Below are 18,967 nucleotides of genomic sequence, written 5' to 3' on the forward strand. Positions count from 1 at the left end.
TCCGTTTGGCGTAAAGCAGCCGAAATCACACATCGCTACGGCGCGGCCATGCCACTTCCGGCCCCGCAGCCTCATGTCACGCGGCGCCCTGCTCCGCGCCAACCAGGATTTTTTCCGTGTCATTTTCGACCACAAGCCCGCCGCTTGCCCGGGCGCTTGCCGAGCGCAGCTATGACAAGCCGACGCCGGTTCAGGCCGCCGTGCTTGACGATGAGGCCGCAGGCCGCGACCTCTTGGTGTCGGCCCAGACCGGCTCCGGCAAGACCGTCGCCTACGGCCTGGCGATGGCCAGCAATGTTCTCGGCGACGCCGAGCGGTTCGAGCGGGCCGGTGCGCCGCTGGCCCTGATCGTCGCGCCGACGCGCGAGCTGGCCTTGCAGGTCCACCGCGAGTTGGCGTGGCTTTACGAGCATGCCGAGGGGCGTGTCGTCGCCTGCGTCGGCGGCATGGATCCGCGGCGCGAGCAGCGCGAATTGGCCGCCGGCGCTCATATCGTCGTCGGCACGCCCGGCCGGTTGTGCGATCATCTGCGCCGCGGCCATCTCGATACGTCGGAGCTGAAGGCCGTCGTGCTCGACGAAGCCGACGAGATGCTCAATCTCGGCTTTCGCGAGGACATGGAGTTCATCCTCGAGGCGACGCCCGAGACGCGCCGTACGCTGCTGTTCTCGGCGACCTTTCCGCGCGGCATCGTCGCCTTGGCAAAGCAGTATCAGCAGGACGCGTTCCGCATCGAGGTCGCGGGCGACGAGGGCGGCCATGCCGATATCGACTACCGCGCCATCCGGATCGCGCCCGGCGATGTCGAGCACGCCGTCGTCAACGTGCTACGCTTCTTCGAAGCGCCGAGCGCGCTGGTGTTCTGCAACACCCGCGAGGCGGTCCGGCATCTGCAGGCGGCGCTGCTGGAGCGCGGCTTCGCCGTCGTCGCGCTGTCGGGCGAGTTGACCCAGAACGAGCGCACCCACGCGCTGCAGGCGCTGCGCGACGGACGCTCGCGGGTTTGCGTCGCAACCGACGTCGCGGCGCGCGGCATCGATCTGCCGAGCCTCGATCTCGTCATCCATGCCGATCTGCCGAATGATCCTGAAGTCATGCAGCACCGTTCGGGCCGCACTGGCCGCGCCGGCCGCAAGGGCGTCAGCGTTCTGCTGGTGCCGCCGGCGCGCAGGAAGCGCGCGGAAATGCTGCTCAGCCTGTCCGGCATCGATGCGCTCTGGGGCACGGCGCCGCAGGCCGATGAAATCCGCAAGCTCGATCACGAGCGCATGCTGAAGGATCCGGTGCTGTCGGAGGAATCGAGCGCTGACGATCTGGTGCTGGCGCAGGCCCTGCTCGCCGAGCGGTCGGCGGAGCAGATCGCCGCGGCGCTGGCGCGGCTCTATCGCGCGCGGCTGCCGTCGCCCGAGGATATCATCGACCCCGGCGAGGTCAGATCGCGTGACGATCGCGGCCGCGACAGGGCGGGGCATGCGCGCAGCGATGACCGGTCGGAGCGACAGCGAGCGAAGCCGGGCAAGTCGTCGGCGCGCCACAGCATGACGGAAGCCAGCGTCTGGTTCCGCGCGGCGATCGGACGGCGCAAAAATGCGGAGGCGCGCTGGCTGCTGCCGATGATCTGCCGTCGCGGCGGCATCGACAAGCGCGACATCGGCGCGATCAGGATTTCGGACACCACCACCGAATTCGAGATATCCGCGCGCGTCGCCGATAGCTTCGCGGCGAAGGTGCAGCGCCCCGACAAGGAAGACAGCATCCGCATCGAGCCGCTGGCGCACGTGCCGCAAGGCGAGCCCGCCGATCCGGACATTCGTCAGCGTCGCGATGACCGGCCGCGTGAGCCGGCAGGGTCGAAGCATCGCGGCAAGTCCTATCGCGACGGCGGCGCGAAGTTTGCCGACGAGCGGCCCTCGGGGAGGAAGAACAAGCATCGCAACAAACCCGATCGCACGGGGGCAGCGGTTGGCGTCACGGCGTGGCCGACCAAAGCTGCGTCCGGAAAGAAGGGAAAGAAAAAGCGCCGCAGCTGAGAAGTGGTGAAGCTTATCTCCCCACCCGCCGCTGTCATCGCCCGGCCTGATGTTCAGCCCGGGGACATGACCGACGGGTGTTCGGGGACATAGCCGACACATCATGGTGGATGGATTTGGCAGTGTGGGAGGGCCAGTCCATGCCCTGGCGAGAGGTGTCGGCGATGGATCAGCGTCGGGAGTTTGTGCGGCTAGCGATGCAGGAGGGAGCGAACCGGCGAGAGCTCTGTCGGCGGTTCAATATTCATCTCGACACGGGCTACAAATGGCTTGCCCGATGGCAGGCCGACCGGAATGTCGGCGGCTGCGGCCACCGGCTCCTTTGCATGGGGTTGTTTTCGCTGTTTTGGCAGCGCGCCCCTGTCCAGCGCCTCGCGGACGCCGTCAAGTCCGGCTTCCTCGCGCCTCAGCCGTCCAGTGCGATCTTCAGCGCCTTGATCTTGCGATACAGCGTCGCGCGGCTGAGCTTCAGCGCCTTGGCGGCTTCTGTCACCCGCCCGCCGCTCGCGCGCAATGCCTCGACGATCGCCGCGCGCTCGGCCGCGTCGTGATCGGCCATCGCCGATCGCGTGCCGGGCGGCGGCAGATCGAGATCGGCTTCGGTGATGACGCCGCCCTCGGCCGTGGCGCCGGCGAGCCGCAGCACGTGGCGGAGCTGCCGCATGTTGCCGGGAAAGGGATAGGCGACCAGCGCGGCCCAGGCTGTGGGCGCGATCCGGCAATGCGGGGCTTCCTCGTCGGCAATCTGCGCGATCACCTCCTGCTTATCGGCCCGTTCGCGCAGCGGCGGTAGCCGCACCTCCATGCCGCGCAGCCGGTAATAGAGATCGGCGCGGAAGCTGCCGTTCTCGGCCATTTCGGCGAGATCGCGGTGCGTCGCGCTGATCAGGCGGATGTCGACCGGCACGGGCTTGAGCGCGCCGAGCGGCCACACCTCGCGGTTCTCCAGCACGCGCAGCAGCCGGGTCTGCAGCGCCAGCGGCATGTCGCCGATCTCGTCGAGGAACAGCGTGCCGCCGCTGGCCTGCACGATCAGTCCCTTTGAGCCCTCGCGCCGCGCGCCGGTGAAGGCGCCGGCCTCGTAGCCGAACAGTTCGGCGTCGATCAGGCTCTCCGGCATCGCCGCGCAATTCAGCGCGACGTAGTTGTTGTGCGCGCGGCTGCTCGCGGCATGGATGGCGCGCGCGAACACGTCCTTGCCGGCGCCGGTCTCGCCATGCAGCAGGATCGGCAGATCGAGATGGCCGACCGTCATCAGCCGCTTCACGCCCTTGATCAGCACGGGATCGCGGCCGGCGAGCCGGTGCAGGCCGTCGAATGGTCCGGCCGGCTTGCTGCGCGGCGGCGCCGGCATCGGACGCGGCGATCGTGTACGCAGCGGCGGCACGATGCGGCCGTGTCCCCACGGCGTGCCGTCGGCGCGGCGCAGCGCGATGCTGTCCTCGGCAGTCCGTGCGGCGCGATCCTCGAACTGGATCAGATGCGACAGGTCGATGCCGTCGGACAGCATCGCGTCGGTCAGGCCGAACGCCGCGCGCGCGGTGCGGCAGGCGCCGACGACGCGACGGTCGTCGTCATAGGCCAGCATGCCGTGCCCGTCGCTGCCGGGCAGGGTGGCGATCCACGCGGCGCGGTAGCGGCGGCGGAAGAAGGCGCGCTCGATCCGCCGCGTCGCGTCGGTGGTGACGGCGAGCGCGAGTTCATGCGCCGCGCGGCCGAGATCGCCGCGGCAGGACGAGATATTGACGGCGCCGGCGAGCCTTCCGGCATGGTCGAACAGCGGCGACACCGCGCAGGTGAACATGTGCCACTGCTCGCGAAAATGCTCGTCGCCATGCACGATGATCGGCCGCTGCTCGGCGAGCGCGGTGCCGAGCCCGTTGGTGCCCTCGAACGTCTCGGCGAAGTTCGAGCCGGTGTAGATCTTCCACTCCAGGAACATCCGCGCGTAATGGCCTTCGGGCAGGCGGCTCACCAGCATGGTGGCATTGGGGTCGGCGAGATTGACGCAGTAGCCGGAGTCGCGCAGCAGCCGCGCCAGGTCCTCGAGTTCCGGCATCGCGACCTGGATCAACTCCTCCATCGGCTCGGCGACGTGCCGGATCTCGGCCTCGGTCAGCGTCTGCGGCGGCCCGCGCCGGGCCGGATCGAGCTTGTGGCTGACCACGCAGCGCCGCCAGGACGCGGCGATCCGCGACTCGGTGTCGACGCCGGCCACCTGATTGGCCGTCGACAAAACACGGGCGACATGATTCGAGGCCGATAGATTGGCCATCCAGCGTCTCCACCCTGTATTTTTGCCGAAGTCTGGCAGCCCGCGGCCGAATGTCAATTGGCCGGCAGGGTCGCGGGCAGGGGACCTTTGGGTGGCAGGCAGCGCGGCCGTCCGGGGCGTGCGAAGCACGCGCCCGGAATCCATCAGGCGGCCGATTCTGCGGATCAATGGATTCCGGGCTCTCGCTGCGCGATCCCCGGAATGACGAAAAGAGAACTTACTTCACCTCGCCGGCCGTCAGCAGCACGAACGAGCGTCCCGTCACCTTGTACGTGCTCTCGAACGCGAACGTCCCGCCTGCCGGCTCCTCCGGAGCGTGGGTATCCACCAGCAGCGCCCAATGCGGGCCGGCGGTCGTCGTCGGCAGCTTGAAATCGATCTCGCCCTCATAGCTGTTGAGGATGACAAGCACGGTGTCGTCCTCGCCCTGCCGCGCAATCGCGGTTTTTCGCGCACGGCCGTCCAGCACGACGCCAAAGCATTTGATCCAGCCGGTGGTCCAATCGGCTTGCGTCATCTCGGCGCCCGAGGTGTTGATCCAGACGACATCGCGGATATCGAGCTGCGCGTCGCGGTCGCCGGAGAGGAAGCGGCTGCGGCGCAGGATCGGATAGTCGCGGCGCAGCTTGATCATCCGTTTTGTAAAGGCGAGCTGCTTCTCAGCGGTTTCTGACAAATTCCAGTCGAACCAGGAGATGTCGTTGTCCTGGCAATAGGCATTGTTGTTGCCGCGCTGAGTGCGGCCGAACTCATCGCCGCCGAGCAGCATCGGCGTGCCCTGCGAAGCGAACAGCGTGGCCAGCATGTTGCGCTTCTGGCGCTCGCGCAGGGCGATGATGTCGGGGTTGTCGGTCGGGCCCTCCGCGCCGCAGTTCCAGGAGTGGTTGTCCGACGAACCGTCGTTGTTGTTCTCGCCGTTGGCCTCGTTGTGCTTGGCGTTGTAGCTCGCCCAGTCGTTCAGCGTGAAGCCGTCATGGGCGGTGATGAAGTTGACGCTGGACCAGGTGCGGCGGCCCTCGCGGTTGAACACATCGTGCGAGCCGAGCAGCCGCGGCGCCAGAGCGCCGGGAGACGCCTCGCCGCGCCAGAAGTCGCGCACCGTGTTGCGGTACTTGTCGTTCCACTCCGCCCAGCCGGGCGGAAAGCCGCCGACCTGGTAGCCGCCCGGACCGCAGTCCCAGGGTTCGGCGATCGGCTTGACGGTCGCGAGCAGCGGGTCTTGGTTCATCGCCTTGAGGAAACCCGACTGCTCGTCGAAGCCGTAGACCTCGCGCGCCAGGATGGTGCCGAGGTCGAAGCGGAAGCCGTCGACATGCATGTGGCCGGCCCAGTAGCGCAGGCTGTCCATCACCATCTGGATCACCCGCGGGTGCGACAGGTTCACCGTGTTGCCGGTGCCGGTGTCGTTGATGTAGTAGCGCCGTTTGTCGGGCAGCAGGCGATAGTAGCTCGCATTGTCGATACCCTTGAACGACAGCGTTGGGCCGCGTTCATTGCCCTCGGCGGTGTGGTTGTAGACGACGTCGAGAATGACTTCGAGGCCGGCGCCGTGCAGCCGCGACACCATCTCCTTGAATTCGCGCAGGCAGTTCGCGACGTCGGCGGCATAGCGCGGGTCCGCCGCGAAGAAGCCGATCGTGTTGTAGCCCCAGTAATTGGTGAGGTGCTTTTCCAAGAGGTTGCTGTCATTGACGAAGGAATGCACCGGCAGCAGCTCGACCGAGGTGATGCCGAGCGCTTTCAGGTAGTCGATGGCCGCGTTCGATCCGAGGCCGGCATAGGTTCCGCGCAGGTTCTCGGCGATGCCGGGATGTCGCTTGGTAAAACCTTTGACGTGCGTCTCGTAGACGATGGTCTCATCCCAGTGGGCTTCCTGCCGCTGCGGCTCCTGGGTCCACTCGAAATTCGGATCGACCACGACGCATTTCGGCACGAACGGCGCGCTGTCGCGCTCGTCGAAGGTCAGATCGTCACCGGTCTCCATCTTGTAGCCGAACACCGCCGGATTCCAGGTCAGCGATCCGACATGGGCGCGGGCATAGGGATCGAGCAGCAGCTTGTTGGGATTGAAGCGGTGGCCGCCCTCCGGCTGGTACGGGCCATGGACGCGATAGCCGTAAAAGGTGCCGGGCTGCACGCCGTTGACGAAGCCGTGAAACACCTGGTCGGTATATTCGGGCAGTTCGAAGCGATGCGTTTCCCGCTCGCCGTCGAACAGGCAGAGCTCGACCTTGGTGGCGTTGGCGGAAAACACCGCGAAATTGGTGCCGTTGCCGCTCCAGGAGGCGCCCAGCGGATAGGGCAGCCCTTCCTCAATGACGTAATCGGACATCGTGTCCCCCAGCCCAGGAATTTGACCTGCAACAAACGCCGCGATGCGGAAAACGTTGCATTGGCTATTTTAGCGGCAGTCGTGCGTGGTTCGTATGACGAGACGTGGGGGCATCGCGGGGGATGACGGGTTGGTTTGCTCAACTTGCTCGGTGTCATCGCCCGGTCCATGTGCGCAATTGCGCACAGGCCGGGCGATGACAGCGACGGGTGGGACAAAGCTTCACCCTCTCTGGATGACGGGTCTGATAGCTCCGCCGGGACGGCGGTCGGCAGCGAGCCGCGCCCCTCACATCAGCCGCATCCCCTTCAGACTCGCATGGCCGTTCTTGCCGACGATGATGTGATCATGCACCGCGATCCCGAGCGGCTTGGCGATTTCGACGATCGCCTTGGTCATCTGGATGTCGGCCTGCGACGGCGTCGGGTCGCCGCTCGGGTGGTTGTGCACGAGGATCAGCGCGGTGGCCGACAGCTCCAGCGCGCGCTTGATCACCTCACGCGGGTAGACGGGCGTGTGGTCGACCGTGCCGGTCTGCTGCACCTCGTCGGCGATCAGCTGGTTGCGCTTGTCGAGGAACAAGAGGCGAAACTGCTCCTTGTCGGCGAACGCCATGCTGGAGCGGCAATAGTCGATCACCTCGTTCCAGGACGATAATGCGACGCTGCGCTTGATCTCGCCCCTGGCGATCCTGTCGGCCGCGGCCGCGAGCAGCTTGAGCTGGTTGATCGAAGCGTCCTTGACGCCCTCGACCTCGCGCAGCCGCGCGACCGGCGCATGCACCACCTCGGCGAACGAGCCGAACTTCTTCAGCAGCGCCTTGGCCAGCGGCTTGGTGTCGCGGCGCGGGATCGCCGCGAACAGCGCCATCTCCAAGAGCTCGTAGTCGCTCAGCGCCTCCGGCCCGGCGGCATAGAAGCGCTCGCGCAGCCGTTCGCGATGGCCGTGATAATGCGGCGTCTCGTCGGAATCGGCCGGGATGTCACTGTTGGCGGGCATCGGCCACAACCATGCCGTGCCGGCCGCGATTTGCAAGCGCTGATCGCGCCGCGACGGTTGCGAGTGGTTTGCCTTGGCCGGACCGCTGAATTACCGTTGAGCTCTCGCCAGGGGAAGCGCAACAAGGTGTCCGCATGACGTCGTTCAAGGTGATCCGCGCCCGCGCCGAGAAGCGCAAGGGCGGGCCGAAGGCGCTGGAGAAGCTGCTGCATCCGCCCGCGGGCGCGAAGGCGCTGGCAAAACTCGGCGACGACCGCGTGCTCGCCGAGATGACGCGGCGGGTGTTCTGCGCGGGCTTTGCCTGGAGCGTGATCGACGCGAAATGGGACGGCTTCGAAGCAGCCTTCCTCGGCTTTGTGCCGGCCAAGCTCGCCTTCAAGCCGGACGAATATTGGGAGAAGCTGACCAGCGACGCCAGGATCGTGCGCAACGGCGCCAAGATCATGTCGGTGCGCGACAATGGCCGCTTCGTGCAGGAGATCGCGCGCGAGCACGGCAGTTTCGGCAAATTCCTCGCCGCCTGGCCGTCGTCGGACGAGGTCGGGCTCTTGGATCTCCTCGCCAAGCGCGGCAGCCGGCTCGGCGGCAACACCGGGCAGATGCTGCTGCGCTTCCTCGGCTGGGACGGCTTCGTCACCTCGCGCGACGTCGTCGCCTGCCTGCGCGACGCAGGTCTCGACATCGCCGAGGAGGTCAAGTCGAAGCGCGATCTTGCCAAGGTGCAGGCGCAGTTCAACGCCTGGGCCGAGGAGACCGGTCTGCCCTATCTGCATCTGTCGCGCATCTGCGCGATGTCGGTCGGGGAGAACTACACGCCGCAGCAGATCGAGGAGCGTACCCGCAGCGATTACTGATCGCGCCGCGTGTTACACCTGCACCCACGGCTTCTCGCCGTGGCGCTCCGACAGCGTGAAGATCTCGACGCCGTCGGCGGTGACGCCGACCGAGTGTTCGAACTGTGCCGACAGCGAACGGTCGCGAGTCACCGCGGTCCAGCCGTCGGACAGGATCTTCACGTGCGGCTTGCCGAGGTTGATCATCGGTTCGATGGTGAAGAACATGCCGGGGCGCAGCGGCACGCCCTCGCCGGGGCGGCCGATATGGATGATGTTCGGCTCGTCGTGGAACAGGCGGCCGAGGCCGTGGCCGCAGAAATCGCGCACCACGCTCATGCCCTGCGGCTCAACGAAGCTCTGGATGGCGTGGCCGATATCGCCGGTGGTGGCACCGGGCTTCACGGCGGCGATGCCGCGCATCATCGCCTCATAGGTCACTTCGATCAGCCGCTCGGCCTTCCGCGCGATCGGACCGATCGCATACATCCGGCTGGAATCGCCGTACCAGCCGTCGACGATGAAGGTGACGTCGACATTGACGATGTCGCCCTCCTTCAGCGGACGGTCGCCCGGCATGCCGTGGCAGACCACGTGATTGATCGATGTGCAGGTCGAGTAGCGATAGCCGCGGTACATCAGCGTCGCCGGATAGGCGCCGTGGTCGAACGCGAAGGCGCGGACGAACTCGTCGATGACGGAGGTCGGAATGCCCGGCTTGACGATGTCGGTGAGCGCATCGAGGCACTTCGACACCAGCGCGCCCGCCTTGCGCATGCCGACAAAGCCGCTCTGGCCGTGCAGCTTGATCTGGCCGGTCTTGCGGAGCGAGGTGTCGGTCGCGTCGATATAGCTCATGGGCGGGGCGTTTTCCGGGGCAAAGGGCTGAATTCAGGGCCTAATTTAATGATCGGCGCGCCCGGCGCAAGCCAGGCTTGGGCATGGGGACGATGTCCAAACGGCCATTCCTAGCCGGAAGCCTCGACCACGCTCTCGACCGGCAGCGCGCCGCCGCGGACCCGGAGTTCCCGGACCGGATAGGGCACGCGGATGCCGTTGGCCTTGAAGGCGTCCCACAGCGACAGCATCACGTCGCTCTTCACATTGTCCATGCCGTCGGGATCGGCGATCCAGAAGGTCAGCGAGAACTTCATCCCGGCCTCGGCGAACTCGGTCAGGATGCAGTTCGGCGTCTTGCCTTTGGTGGCGCGCGGATGCGCCGCCGCGGTCTCGATCGCGAGCTTGCAGACCTGGCGCGGATTGGCGTCGTAGTTGGTGGAGAAGGCGATCTTCACCAGCGTGTTCTTGTCGGTATAGGTCCAGTTGGTGACCTTCTGCGTCACTAGGTCCTCGTTCGGGATCAGGAACTCGCGGCCGTCGCCGGCGGCGACCGAGATGTAGCGGGTCTTCATCGCGCTGATCTTGCCGGAATTGTCGCCGATGGTGACGAGGTCGCCGGGCTTCACCGATTTGTCGACCAGGAGGATCAGCCCGCTGATGAAGTTGGCGACGATCTTCTGCAAGCCGAGACCGATGCCGACGCCCGCCGCACCGGTGAACACCGCGAGCGCCGAGAGGTTGATGCCGACCGCGCCGAGCGCGATCACGATCGCCATCACCATCAGGCCGATGCGGATGATCTTGACCAGCAGCACCTGGATCGACGGGGTCAGGTCGGTGGCGCGGTTGATCCGGCTCTCGGCGAAATTGCTCGCCATGTTGGTCAGCCACAGCGTCACGATCAGGAGCGCGCCGGCCTTGATCAGCAGCAGCGGGGTCAGGCGGAGCCCGCCGACCACGATCGCGTAAGAGTCCAGCGTCTCGGCGGCCCAGTCGAGCTGGTCGATGATGCTGAGCGCCGCGACCAGCCAGGCCGCGATCGATACCGTTTTGACGATGAAGGCGTTGTCGATCACCGAAGTGACGAGGCGGATCACCAGCCAGGCCAGCGCCAGCTTGGCGGAGACCGCGATCAAATAGCTGCGGCTCGGCCAGGTCGCATGGTACATGATGACGCGCGAGATGATCATCAGCAGCGCGAACACCGCGGTGGAGGCGCTCGCCACCATCACGCGGGCGAAGTGCCGCAGCGGCAGCGGCCAGCGCGTCGCCAGCGACGATGTGTTGACCCGCGCATGGATCGCGGTGTCGGCCGCATAGGCGATGCCGGCGGCCGCGAGGATGATGCCGAACTGCAGGTAGAACCAGGGCGAGGCGATCTCGGCGCCGACCGAGCGCAGCGCCATTTGGATCGATTCCAGGACGTCCTTCAGGTTCATGTCCATTGGCAAAGTCTCGATTTCAGGCGCGGGTCAGGCAAATGTGATTCGAGCGCACGCAGAGAATCCCACATGGGCGCGCATGCGGCCATCGATACAACACCGCGTCACCGTCGACAAAACCGGGCACATTGCCGCTCATTCCAGAAATCGGTTGGCGATCAAGTGTGACGACGATAAGGATGCAATTGCAAGGACTTGATGGCAACGAAGGCGCATGGCTTCCCTCGATTCGGTCAGTATAGCAATCCTGCTCGGCGCGGTTCTGGTGATGGCCGGAATCCTGTCGAGCCTGCTCGCATTGCGGTTCGGCGCCCCGTTGCTGCTGGTGTTCTTGCTAGTCGGCATGCTGGCCGGGGAGTCCGGGCCCGGCCACCTGCAGTTCGACGATGTCCGCACCACCTATCTGGTCGGCTCGGTGGCGCTGGCGCTAATCCTGTTCGACGGCGGGCTGAAGACCCGCTTTGCCAGCATCCGCACCGTGCTGGTGCCCTCGATGGTGCTGGCGACCGCCGGCGTGCTGCTGACCGCGCTGATCACGGCGCCGGTCGCAAAATATGTGCTCGATCTCAACTGGACCGAGTCGCTGCTGGTCGGCGCGGTGGTCGCCTCGACCGATGCCGCGGCGGTGTTCCTGCTGGTCCACACCCAGGGCCTGCGGCTGCGTCCGCGCGTCGGCGCGACGCTGGAAGCGGAATCCGGCACCAACGATCCGTTCGCGATCTTCCTCACCTTGATGCTGGTCGAGTTCATCTCGATCGGCCAGAGCTCGGCCTCGCACATTGCGCTCGAGTTCGTCCAGGAGGCGGTGCTCGGGGCCATCATCGGGGTGATCGGGGGCCGGCTGGTGGTGATTGCGCTGAACTATGTGGCGCTGCCGCAGGGCCTGCATGCGCCTTTCGTCACCACCGCGGCGCTGGTGATCTTCGGCGGCTCGCAGATCGTCCACGCCTCGGGATTTCTCGCGGTCTACCTTGCCGGTATCATCATCGGCAACCGGCCGACCCGCGCGCACAATTCGGTGGTGACGTTCCTCGACGCTGCGACCTGGCTGGCGCAGATCGTGATGTTCGTGCTGCTCGGCCTCCTGGTCTCGCCGCACCGGCTGGTCTCCAGCGCCGGCGGCGCGGTGCTGGTCGCCTTCGCGCTGATGCTGGTGGCGCGGCCGCTGGCGGTGCTGATCTGCCTTGCGCCGTTCAAGTTCAACTGGCGGGAGAAGATCTTCATCGCCTGGACCGGACTGCGCGGCGCGGTCGCGATCTTTCTCGCCTCGATCCCGATGCTGGTCGGCCTGTCGAAGGCCTATCTGTATTTCGACGTCGCCTTCGTCGTCGTCATCATCTCGCTATTGCTGCAGGGCTGGACGCTGGCGCCGGCGGCGCGGCGGCTGCACGTGGCGCTGCCGCGCGCCGAGCGCGGGCCGCGGCGTGTCGAGCTGGATCTGCCCGGCCAGCTCGAGCAGCAGCTGGTCGGTTATCCGGTGCGGCCGAAGAGCCTGTATTTCCGCCGCGGCCTGATTCCGTCCTGGTCGAAGCCGACGCTGGTCATCCGCGATGAGCGCATCCTGACGCCGATCGAGGCCGATCCGGTTGCGCCCGGCGACTACATCTACCTGCTGGCGCCGCCGGAGCGCGCCGAGGCGCTCGACCGCTTCTTCGTCGACATGCCGCCCTCGGCCGAGCCCGATCCGCATCTGCTCGGCGACTTCATGGTCTCGGGCGAGCATACGCTCGGCGAGCTCGCCGAGATCTATGGCGTCAAGGTCGACGAGCGCGAGGCGAAGCTGACGCTGTCGGACTATTTCGACGTCAATCTCGACCGCGCGCCGAAGGAAGGCGCCGAGCTCGGGCTCGACACCATCGTGCTGGTGGCGCGTAACATCAGCGGCGGCCGGGTTAACGTCGTCGGCCTGCGCCTGCCGGAAGAGGACGAGAAGGTCGTCCCGAAGACCCGCGTGCAAATGATCAGGCGCAAGCTCGCCGATATCTGGGCCTCGGTCGCGGGGGTCTGAGCGGCGCGCTCACTGCTTGCGCAGGAAGCTGGAATCCGGCGCGAACTTCTTGATCATCTCGCTGAGTTCGTCGTCGGCCGGCGGCTGTTTGGCGGGATCCTTCGGCGGATCATTCGCCGCGTCCTCCGGCTTGGAGGACAGCGTGTGCTTCTCGCCGGATATCTCGGCAAGCGCCGCGAGCAGCGACTCGTCGAGATCGTCCACCGGCGACTTCTTGGCCGGCGGGACAGGCGGCGGCGCGACGGGCTTCAGCCCGCCCGGTGCGCGGCGAATCTCCGGCTCCAGCCTCGCTGCCGATGAGGGAGGCTCAGGCGGATCGGCCCGCTTGGCGGCGGCCTCGGTGACGGCAGCGATCAGCGACGCCTCGATGTCGGCGGTTGGCGGCGGCGGCGCGGGCGGCGGTGACGACGGCGGCCGGTCGGGCCTGTGCTCCCGCGCGGCGCGCCCGAAGGCACCCCGCGGGCCGCCCGGTGGCGGATCGCCGCGCGCGGCGGCGGCCTTGGCGGAGGCCTCGACGGCCGCGATCAGCGTGGCCTCGAGCGCGTCGGCCGGGCTCGCCGGCAATGGCGGCGGCGCAGCGGGCGTGGGTGCGGCTGCCTTGGAGACTGCGTCCCTCGGTGTGGCATCTTCGGACGGGGCGACCGGCCGGGACAGCGCCGGCGGCCGCGGCGGCTCGGCCGGTGCAGGCGGCGGAGCCTGCTGGGCGTCGCGTGCCCGTGCGATGATGCCGTCGACGATGGCGGCGAGCCGGTTCTTGTCGGGCACGGCGAGGTAGCTCGCTGCCAGCTCGTCGACATATTGCGGGCCGTAATCGGCAAGGACATTGGCGATCTGCGCCAGATCGCTGTCGCTCTCGACCAGGCGGCGCCACGCCTCGCGGTCGTAGGGCGCATCGCTGGTGGCGGCGGGCCACGACATCCGGCGCGGCAGCCGTGGTGATGCGCCGTCTTGCGCGACCGGCTCGAAGACCGGCGGCTGCAGCCCGGCGCCGACCACCGGAGGCGTAAAGCCCGTGGCGGGGGCCGCCGGGGCAGCATCGGCCCGGCGGCGTCGCCGCTCGGCGACCTGCAGCGCGATCAGGGCGACGCCCATCAGCAGGAAGCCGATCGCCGCCCACGCGATCGTCGCGGTTGCGAGGGCGCCCATCAGCAGCAATATCCAGCCGGTCAGCCGCACAATTCGCCTTTCCCCTGCGCCCCGATCTCGCGGATCAGACAGGCACCTAACGGACAAGCTGGGCCATCTTATGCTGCTTTGACGGGAAACGGCCAGCTACACGCCGCTTGTCAACACCTTGACACCGCCGAACGCGGTAATCCGGCCGTGGCGCAGCATCACGATCTGGGTGGCGAGCTGGCGCAGCTCGGCGGCGTCGTGACTGACATAGACCATGGGCACGCCGGCCTCGTCCCGCAGCCGCACCAGATAGGGCAGGATCTCCAGCTTGCGGCCCTCGTCGAGCGCGCCCAGCGGCTCGTCGAGCAGCAGCAGGCGCGGCTTCGACAGCAGCGCGCGGCCGAGCGCGACGCGCTGGCGCTCGCCGCCGGAGAGTTTGCCGGGGCGGCGGTCAAGCAGATTGCCGATATCGAGCAGGTCGACGACGCGCTTGCGCTGCGCGGCATCCTCAGGGAGGCCGTTCATGCGGCGGCCGTAGTCGAGATTGCGCCCGACATCGAGATGCGGAAACAGCCGCGCGTCCTGGAAGACGTAGCCGATGCGGCGCCGATAGGCCGGGACGTGGATCCCGGCCGCGGTATCGTCGACGGTCTCGCCGTCGATCACGATGCTGCCGCGGTCGGGCCGCAGCAGTCCGGCGATGATGTTGATCAGCGTGGTCTTGCCGGAGCCGGACGCGCCGAACAGGCCGGTGACACGGCCCTCGCTCGCGAACGATGCCGCGAGCGAGAATTCGCCGAGCTGTTTTGCAACATCGACACGCAGCATCGCTATTGCCCGTGCAGGCGCGCGGTGGCGCGGCGCGCGAATACTTCTGCGGCGATCAGGGCGCCCATCGCGATCACGATCGAGACGATCACAAGTCGGCCGGCGGCGGCGTCGCCGTCAGGCGTTTGGATCAGCGCATAGATCGCCGACGAGATGGTCTGGGTCTCGCCGGGGATGTTGGAGACGAAGGTGATGGTGGCGCCGAACTCGCCGATCGCCTTGGCGAAGCCGAGCACCATGCCGGCGAGCACGCCCGGCAATGCCAGCGGCAGGGTCACGGTCGCGAACACCCGCCAAGGCGCAGCGCCCAGCGTTTCGGCGGCCTGCTCGAGCCGGCGGTCGACCGCCTCGATCGAGAGGCGGATCGGCCGCACCAGAAGCGGAAACGACATCACGCCGCAGGCCAGCGCCGCGCCGGTCCAGCGGAACGCGAACACGACGCCGAGATGCTCGGCCAGCCAGCCGCCGACCAGGCCGCGTTTGCCGAAGGTCAAGAGCAGCAGATAGCCGGTGACGACCGGCGGCAGCACCAGCGGCAGATGCACGATGGCATCGAGCAGCGACTTGCCCCAGAAATTGCGCCGCGCCAGCAGCCAGGCGAGCGCGATTCCGAACGGGGTCGCCACCAGCGTTGCGATGATGGCGACCCGCAGCGACAGCAGGATCGCCGTCCATTCGGTCGGCGAGATCTCGAACACGCGCTTTAAGTCGTCGGGCTGATCAGGAACTTGAAGCCGTACTTCTCCAAGATCGTCTTCGCCGCGGACGAGCGCAGGAAGGTGAGATAGTCATTCGTCTCAGGCCTGGCGGTGATGGTCGCCGCAACCGGATAGATGATCGCCGGATGGCTGTCGGCCGGGAAGGTGCCGACGATCTTGACGCCGGGCTCGACCTTGGCGTCGGTCGAATAGACGATGCCGAGCACGGCCTCGCCGCGCGCCACCAGGGTCAACGCCGCGCGCACGCTTTCGGCCATCGCGAATTTCGGCTCCGCCGCCTGCCAGGCGCCGAGCTTCTCCAGCGCCGCCTTGGCGTATTTGCCGACCGGCACCGCCTTGACGTCGCCGGTCGCGATCTTGCCGTCGCCGGCGAGCTTGGCGAGATCGAAGCCGGAGGCGATGGTGACGTTGTCGATCCTGGAATCCTTCGGCGCGATCAGCACGATCGAGTTGCCGAGCAGGTTGACGCGGGTCGCTTCATTGATGTTCTTCTGCTTGATTGCATAGTCCATCCAGTCGGTGTCGGCGGACACGAACACGTCAGCCGGCGCGCCCTGCTCGATCTGTTTTGCCAATGCCGAACTCGCGGCATAGCTGGCGCTGACCTTGACGCCGGTCTTGGCGGTGTAGGCGGCGTCGATGTCGTCGAGCGCGTTCTTCATCGAGGCGGCGGCAAAGACGGTGATCGTCTTGTCCTGTGCCGTGGCAGGCGAATGCATCGCGCCGAGCAGGAAGACGAAGGCGGTGAAAAGTCCGGCAAATCGTGACATGGCAGCGCTCCGTGCGAGCTTGCGCGCGAAAATGCACGCGCAAATCAGGCGGTGGTGGGGTCTGGCATGCGACGGGCGGAAGCGCTGTTCCGCTGGTCCCCGAAGGACTTACGGTCCTGGGGGATATCGCTGTGCAAACATAACAGGCTGAGGCTTACGGTAAAGGCGACCGTTTGTCTAACCGGCCCGGCGGCTCTGACTATTCGTCCGTGGGCTGGATGGCGATCGACAGCGAGTTGTTCCTGGCGCCGCTGACCTGCACGACGAAGGGGCTCGCGGCCAGCTCGAACTTCACGGTCTTGCGGATCCCGTCGCAGTCAGTGGCGCCGGAAAACGCCTTGGGCTTGAGGAAATGCCCGTCCTGCACCACGTCGAGCCAGGCGCCGGACGACAGGCTGATGGTGTAGAGCCCGGCCTTCGGCGCGGTCTTGAAGCTGGTGAAGCCGGCGAAGGTGCCGTCCCTCGGCGCGCGCTCCGGCGGCATCGGCAGCTTGGCGTCGGCGGGGGCAACCAGCGCCAGCGTGATGGCGTTCGGCGGCAGCGCGGTCTGCACGCTGCCGGATTCGAGCTTGGTGCGATCGGGCGCGGTGAGCGCGGCGCGCGCACGGTCGATCGGCCACTTGAACTTGTCGCATCCGCTCGGCTCCTCCGCCGCGAAAGCGGAAGTCGCGACGAGCAATAGCGATGCGGCGAGGAACGATTTGCGCATGTCTGGTCCACTGCAATCATGACGTCGGACGGCGCGACCACGCGATGGCGGTCCGCATCGACAAGACGAGGAATGATCGAAGACCAGGCACCCTGATCGGCGGTCGATCGCGCTTACGGCGCGATGACCAGCCGATCATAGCGCAGTTCGTGTCGGCAGGCATAGCGGCCTGACGAAGATGTTATCGCCAGGTCCTATTGCTTGGCATCCGGTGCGTTCAGCACGGTCTTGCAGGCGGTCGGCAGCTGCGCCAGCGTCATCGGCGGCCGCGGCTTCGGCGGTTTGGGCGGCGGCTTCGGATGCAGCACCGAGTCCTTGAACCAGAAGGCGAGGTCGGAAGGCTTGCAGCCTTCACCCTCGGTTTGCTGTTTCTGTCCCTCGCATTGCGGGTTGCCGGGCGGACAGCGCATGCGGATGTGGAAGTGATAGTCGTGGCCCCACCACGGCCGGATCTTCGACAGCCAGCTGCGGTCGCCCTTGGCCTCGCGGCACAACGCTTTCTTGATCGCGGCGTTGACGAAGATGCGCTGCACCGCCGGCTCCTGCGCGGCGTCCCGCAGCACCAGCACATGGCCCGGCGTGAACACGCGTGGATCGACGTCGAGCCGGTCGTCGCGCACCATCATCACCGCCGAAATTTCCTCGCGCTCCTCGCGCGACAATTTGCGATCCGGCATCGGCGTCAGCCAGATGTCGGCGTCGAGCCCGATCTGGTGGCTGGCATGGCCTGAGAGCGCCGGGCCGCCGCGCGGCTGGCCGATGTCGCCGATCAGGATGCCCGGCCAGCCGGCGTCCTTGTGCGCATTGGCCGCGAGCCGCTTCAACAGCGCGATCATGCTCGGGTGACCCCAGTAACGGTTGCGCGACAGTCGCATCACCTGCCAGGTGTCGCCGTTGAGCGGCATCTGCGCGGCGCCGGCAAGACAGCCCTTGGCGTAACCGCCGATCGACTGCGTCGGCAGCGCGGCCGGCAGCACCTTGCGCGCGAACAATTCCTTCGCGCCGAGTTTTGGATCGTTAGGGTTGGCGAGCGGCGGCAGCGGCTTGGGATGGACCGACCCCTTGTCCTGCGCCCGCGCGGCTATGGTGCAGGCGAGGAGGGTGGAGAGCAGGAGCGGGATCAGACGCAGGCGGGGTGTCATTCGGATCACTCTGTCGGCGCGAGGCTAGCATGGATTCCGTGCAAGCGGATCGCGCTTTCATCGCAATTGCTTGATCCCCCACAGCCTGGATTAAGATTACCCGCGGCTTGTCCGCCGCGTATGACGTGCAACACTTTACAAATGCTCGCCCCGGGCGACATATGCGCCCAATAATTTCAGGGTAGGCGTACTATGGGTGTCGTTGGCGTACGGCTGGCATTTGCAGCCGCGATTGTCGTTGCGACGTCGGTACTGTCAGCGGCGCGGGCTGGTGTCGTCGTCCGGATCGACAAGTCGTCGCAGCGCATGGCCGTCAGCGTCGACCGCACGATGCGCTACAACTGGCCGGTGTCGACCGGGCGGCGCGGCTACGGCACACCGAGCGGCGTGTATCGTCCGCAGATGCTGGCGCGCCGCTGGTTCTCGCGCAAGTACTACAACTCGCCGATGCCCTATTCGATCTTCTTCCATGGCGGCTATGCCATCCACGGCACTTACGACCTCGGCCGGCTTGGCGGGCCGGCATCGCACGGCTGCGTGCGCCTGCATCCGTCGCACGCCGCGGCGCTCTATGACCTCATCGAACGCAACGGCCGCGGCAGCACGCGGATCCTGATCACGAACTAAAGCGCGATGAGGTTTGGTTGAATCGTCATCAGGCTTCAGCTCTTTGTTTGAGCATGATCTTTTCGGAAAACCGCTTCGCACTTTTCCGGATCATGTTCTAGGTTTCGCTTGCGAAGGCGCAGCGCCTTAACCCTGCGCTAACCCTCTTGCGCACTGACACATATTCGTGCGCGTGAAGCGGATTTCGGCGCAATCATTGGGCAATGGTGCCGGCATTGACGCGATGCTCACCATGCGCTGCCGCTTTCTCGATCCGCGCACCCGGTTGATGTCATCCGGATGACGACGGCCGCTTGC

Annotated in this window: 15 protein-coding genes and 1 pseudogene; 5 read left to right on the top strand and 11 right to left on the bottom strand. The window is 66.7% G+C overall.

The genetic code is table 11. The features are described 5' to 3' along the window. The first annotated feature begins 116 nt into the window (after positions 1 to 116). Both J6500_RS24440 and J6500_RS24445 read left to right on the top strand, forming a co-directional pair. On the top strand, positions 117 to 2,030 hold the full coding sequence (locus J6500_RS24440; RefSeq protein WP_225715252.1) for a DEAD/DEAH box helicase: 1,914 nt from the start codon (positions 117 to 119) through the stop codon (positions 2,028 to 2,030). A 140-nt stretch (positions 2,031 to 2,170) separates the two neighbouring features. Next, positions 2,171 to 2,308: pseudogene (locus tag J6500_RS24445) on the top strand (helix-turn-helix domain-containing protein); the annotation flags it as partial. A 128-nt stretch (positions 2,309 to 2,436) separates the two neighbouring features. Here the strand turns inward: J6500_RS24445 and J6500_RS24450 are convergent. From J6500_RS24450 to radC, 3 genes are all read right to left on the bottom strand, one after another. Next, positions 2,437 to 4,305: a sigma-54-dependent Fis family transcriptional regulator gene (locus J6500_RS24450; RefSeq protein ID WP_225715253.1), complete on the bottom strand. Its 1,869-nt coding sequence runs from the start codon at positions 4,303 to 4,305 to the stop codon at positions 2,437 to 2,439. A gap of 217 nt (positions 4,306 to 4,522) precedes the next feature. After that, positions 4,523 to 6,637: a glycogen debranching protein GlgX gene (gene glgX / locus J6500_RS24455; protein WP_225715254.1), complete on the bottom strand. Its 2,115-nt coding sequence runs from the start codon at positions 6,635 to 6,637 to the stop codon at positions 4,523 to 4,525. A 288-nt stretch (positions 6,638 to 6,925) separates the two neighbouring features. Beyond that, positions 6,926 to 7,636 carry a RadC family protein gene (gene radC, locus J6500_RS24460; RefSeq protein ID WP_225715255.1) on the bottom strand — a complete coding sequence of 237 codons (711 nt, stop codon included), beginning with the start codon at positions 7,634 to 7,636 and terminating at the stop codon, positions 6,926 to 6,928. Positions 7,637 to 7,770: 134 nt separating this feature from the next. On the opposite strand from radC, the gene J6500_RS24465 reads away from it, so the two are divergent. Continuing rightward, positions 7,771 to 8,490, top strand: coding sequence for a DNA-3-methyladenine glycosylase I (locus tag J6500_RS24465; RefSeq protein ID WP_225715256.1), 720 nt, complete (start codon positions 7,771 to 7,773; stop codon positions 8,488 to 8,490). Between the two features lie 12 nt (positions 8,491 to 8,502). Here the strand turns inward: J6500_RS24465 and map are convergent, their stop codons facing one another. Together map and J6500_RS24475 are read right to left on the bottom strand one after the other, a co-directional pair. Continuing rightward, on the bottom strand, positions 8,503 to 9,327 hold the full coding sequence (gene map / locus J6500_RS24470; protein ID WP_225715257.1) for a type I methionyl aminopeptidase: 825 nt from the start codon (positions 9,325 to 9,327) through the stop codon (positions 8,503 to 8,505). 110 nt (positions 9,328 to 9,437) lie between these two features. After that, a complete protein-coding gene (locus J6500_RS24475; protein ID WP_225715258.1) occupies positions 9,438 to 10,754 on the bottom strand; it encodes a mechanosensitive ion channel family protein in 1,317 nt (438 codons plus the stop codon). A gap of 211 nt (positions 10,755 to 10,965) precedes the next feature. Between J6500_RS24475 and J6500_RS24480 the strand changes: the two genes are divergently transcribed. Beyond that, positions 10,966 to 12,759 (top strand): potassium/proton antiporter, encoded by a 1,794-nt coding sequence (locus tag J6500_RS24480; protein ID WP_225715259.1) that lies wholly within the window; start codon positions 10,966 to 10,968, stop codon positions 12,757 to 12,759. Between the two features lie 9 nt (positions 12,760 to 12,768). Here the strand turns inward: J6500_RS24480 and J6500_RS24485 are convergent, their stop codons facing one another. The 6 genes from J6500_RS24485 to mepA all read right to left on the bottom strand — a co-directional run bounded on the left by J6500_RS24485 (position 12,769) and on the right by mepA (position 18,043). Beyond that, positions 12,769 to 13,905, bottom strand: a complete 1,137-nt coding sequence (locus J6500_RS24485; RefSeq protein WP_225715260.1) for a hypothetical protein — start codon at positions 13,903 to 13,905, stop codon at positions 12,769 to 12,771. Between the two features lie 126 nt (positions 13,906 to 14,031). Then, positions 14,032 to 14,703: a molybdenum ABC transporter ATP-binding protein gene (gene modC / locus J6500_RS24490; protein ID WP_225715261.1), complete on the bottom strand. Its 672-nt coding sequence runs from the start codon at positions 14,701 to 14,703 to the stop codon at positions 14,032 to 14,034. Positions 14,704 to 14,705: 2 nt separating this feature from the next. Continuing rightward, positions 14,706 to 15,401: a molybdate ABC transporter permease subunit gene (gene modB, locus J6500_RS24495; RefSeq protein WP_225715262.1), complete on the bottom strand. Its 696-nt coding sequence runs from the start codon at positions 15,399 to 15,401 to the stop codon at positions 14,706 to 14,708. A gap of 5 nt (positions 15,402 to 15,406) precedes the next feature. Further along, positions 15,407 to 16,192: a molybdate ABC transporter substrate-binding protein gene (gene modA / locus J6500_RS24500; RefSeq protein ID WP_225715263.1), complete on the bottom strand. Its 786-nt coding sequence runs from the start codon at positions 16,190 to 16,192 to the stop codon at positions 15,407 to 15,409. A 199-nt stretch (positions 16,193 to 16,391) separates the two neighbouring features. Further along, positions 16,392 to 16,901 carry a hypothetical protein gene (locus J6500_RS24505; RefSeq protein ID WP_225715264.1) on the bottom strand — a complete coding sequence of 170 codons (510 nt, stop codon included), beginning with the start codon at positions 16,899 to 16,901 and terminating at the stop codon, positions 16,392 to 16,394. Between the two features lie 194 nt (positions 16,902 to 17,095). Next, positions 17,096 to 18,043: a penicillin-insensitive murein endopeptidase gene (gene mepA / locus J6500_RS24510; protein WP_225715265.1), complete on the bottom strand. Its 948-nt coding sequence runs from the start codon at positions 18,041 to 18,043 to the stop codon at positions 17,096 to 17,098. Between the two features lie 192 nt (positions 18,044 to 18,235). Between mepA and J6500_RS24515 the strand changes: the two genes are divergently transcribed. After that, positions 18,236 to 18,670 carry a L,D-transpeptidase gene (locus tag J6500_RS24515; RefSeq protein WP_225715266.1) on the top strand — a complete coding sequence of 145 codons (435 nt, stop codon included), beginning with the start codon at positions 18,236 to 18,238 and terminating at the stop codon, positions 18,668 to 18,670. The last annotated feature ends 297 nt before the right edge of the window (positions 18,671 to 18,967 follow it).

It is taken from the genome of Bradyrhizobium semiaridum, assembly GCF_020329505.1.
GTDB classification, from domain to species: Bacteria; Pseudomonadota; Alphaproteobacteria; order Rhizobiales; family Xanthobacteraceae; genus Bradyrhizobium; species Bradyrhizobium semiaridum.

Coding starts and splice junctions, on each gene's coding strand:
- modC (WP_225715261.1), bottom strand. CDS start 14,703: ATGCTGCGTGTCGATGTTGCAAAACAGCTCGGCGAATTCTCGCTCGCG.
- J6500_RS24480 (WP_225715259.1), top strand. CDS start 10,966: ATGGCTTCCCTCGATTCGGTCAGTATAGCAATCCTGCTCGGCGCGGTT.
- J6500_RS24485 (WP_225715260.1), bottom strand. CDS start 13,905: ATGGGCGCCCTCGCAACCGCGACGATCGCGTGGGCGGCGATCGGCTTC.
- radC (WP_225715255.1), bottom strand. CDS start 7,636: ATGCCCGCCAACAGTGACATCCCGGCCGATTCCGACGAGACGCCGCAT.
- J6500_RS24450 (WP_225715253.1), bottom strand. CDS start 4,305: ATGGCCAATCTATCGGCCTCGAATCATGTCGCCCGTGTTTTGTCGACG.
- map (WP_225715257.1), bottom strand. CDS start 9,327: ATGAGCTATATCGACGCGACCGACACCTCGCTCCGCAAGACCGGCCAG.
- glgX (WP_225715254.1), bottom strand. CDS start 6,637: ATGTCCGATTACGTCATTGAGGAAGGGCTGCCCTATCCGCTGGGCGCC.
- mepA (WP_225715265.1), bottom strand. CDS start 18,043: ATGACACCCCGCCTGCGTCTGATCCCGCTCCTGCTCTCCACCCTCCTC.
- modA (WP_225715263.1), bottom strand. CDS start 16,192: ATGTCACGATTTGCCGGACTTTTCACCGCCTTCGTCTTCCTGCTCGGC.
- J6500_RS24505 (WP_225715264.1), bottom strand. CDS start 16,901: ATGCGCAAATCGTTCCTCGCCGCATCGCTATTGCTCGTCGCGACTTCC.
- J6500_RS24515 (WP_225715266.1), top strand. CDS start 18,236: ATGGGTGTCGTTGGCGTACGGCTGGCATTTGCAGCCGCGATTGTCGTT.
- J6500_RS24465 (WP_225715256.1), top strand. CDS start 7,771: ATGACGTCGTTCAAGGTGATCCGCGCCCGCGCCGAGAAGCGCAAGGGC.
- J6500_RS24475 (WP_225715258.1), bottom strand. CDS start 10,754: ATGGACATGAACCTGAAGGACGTCCTGGAATCGATCCAAATGGCGCTG.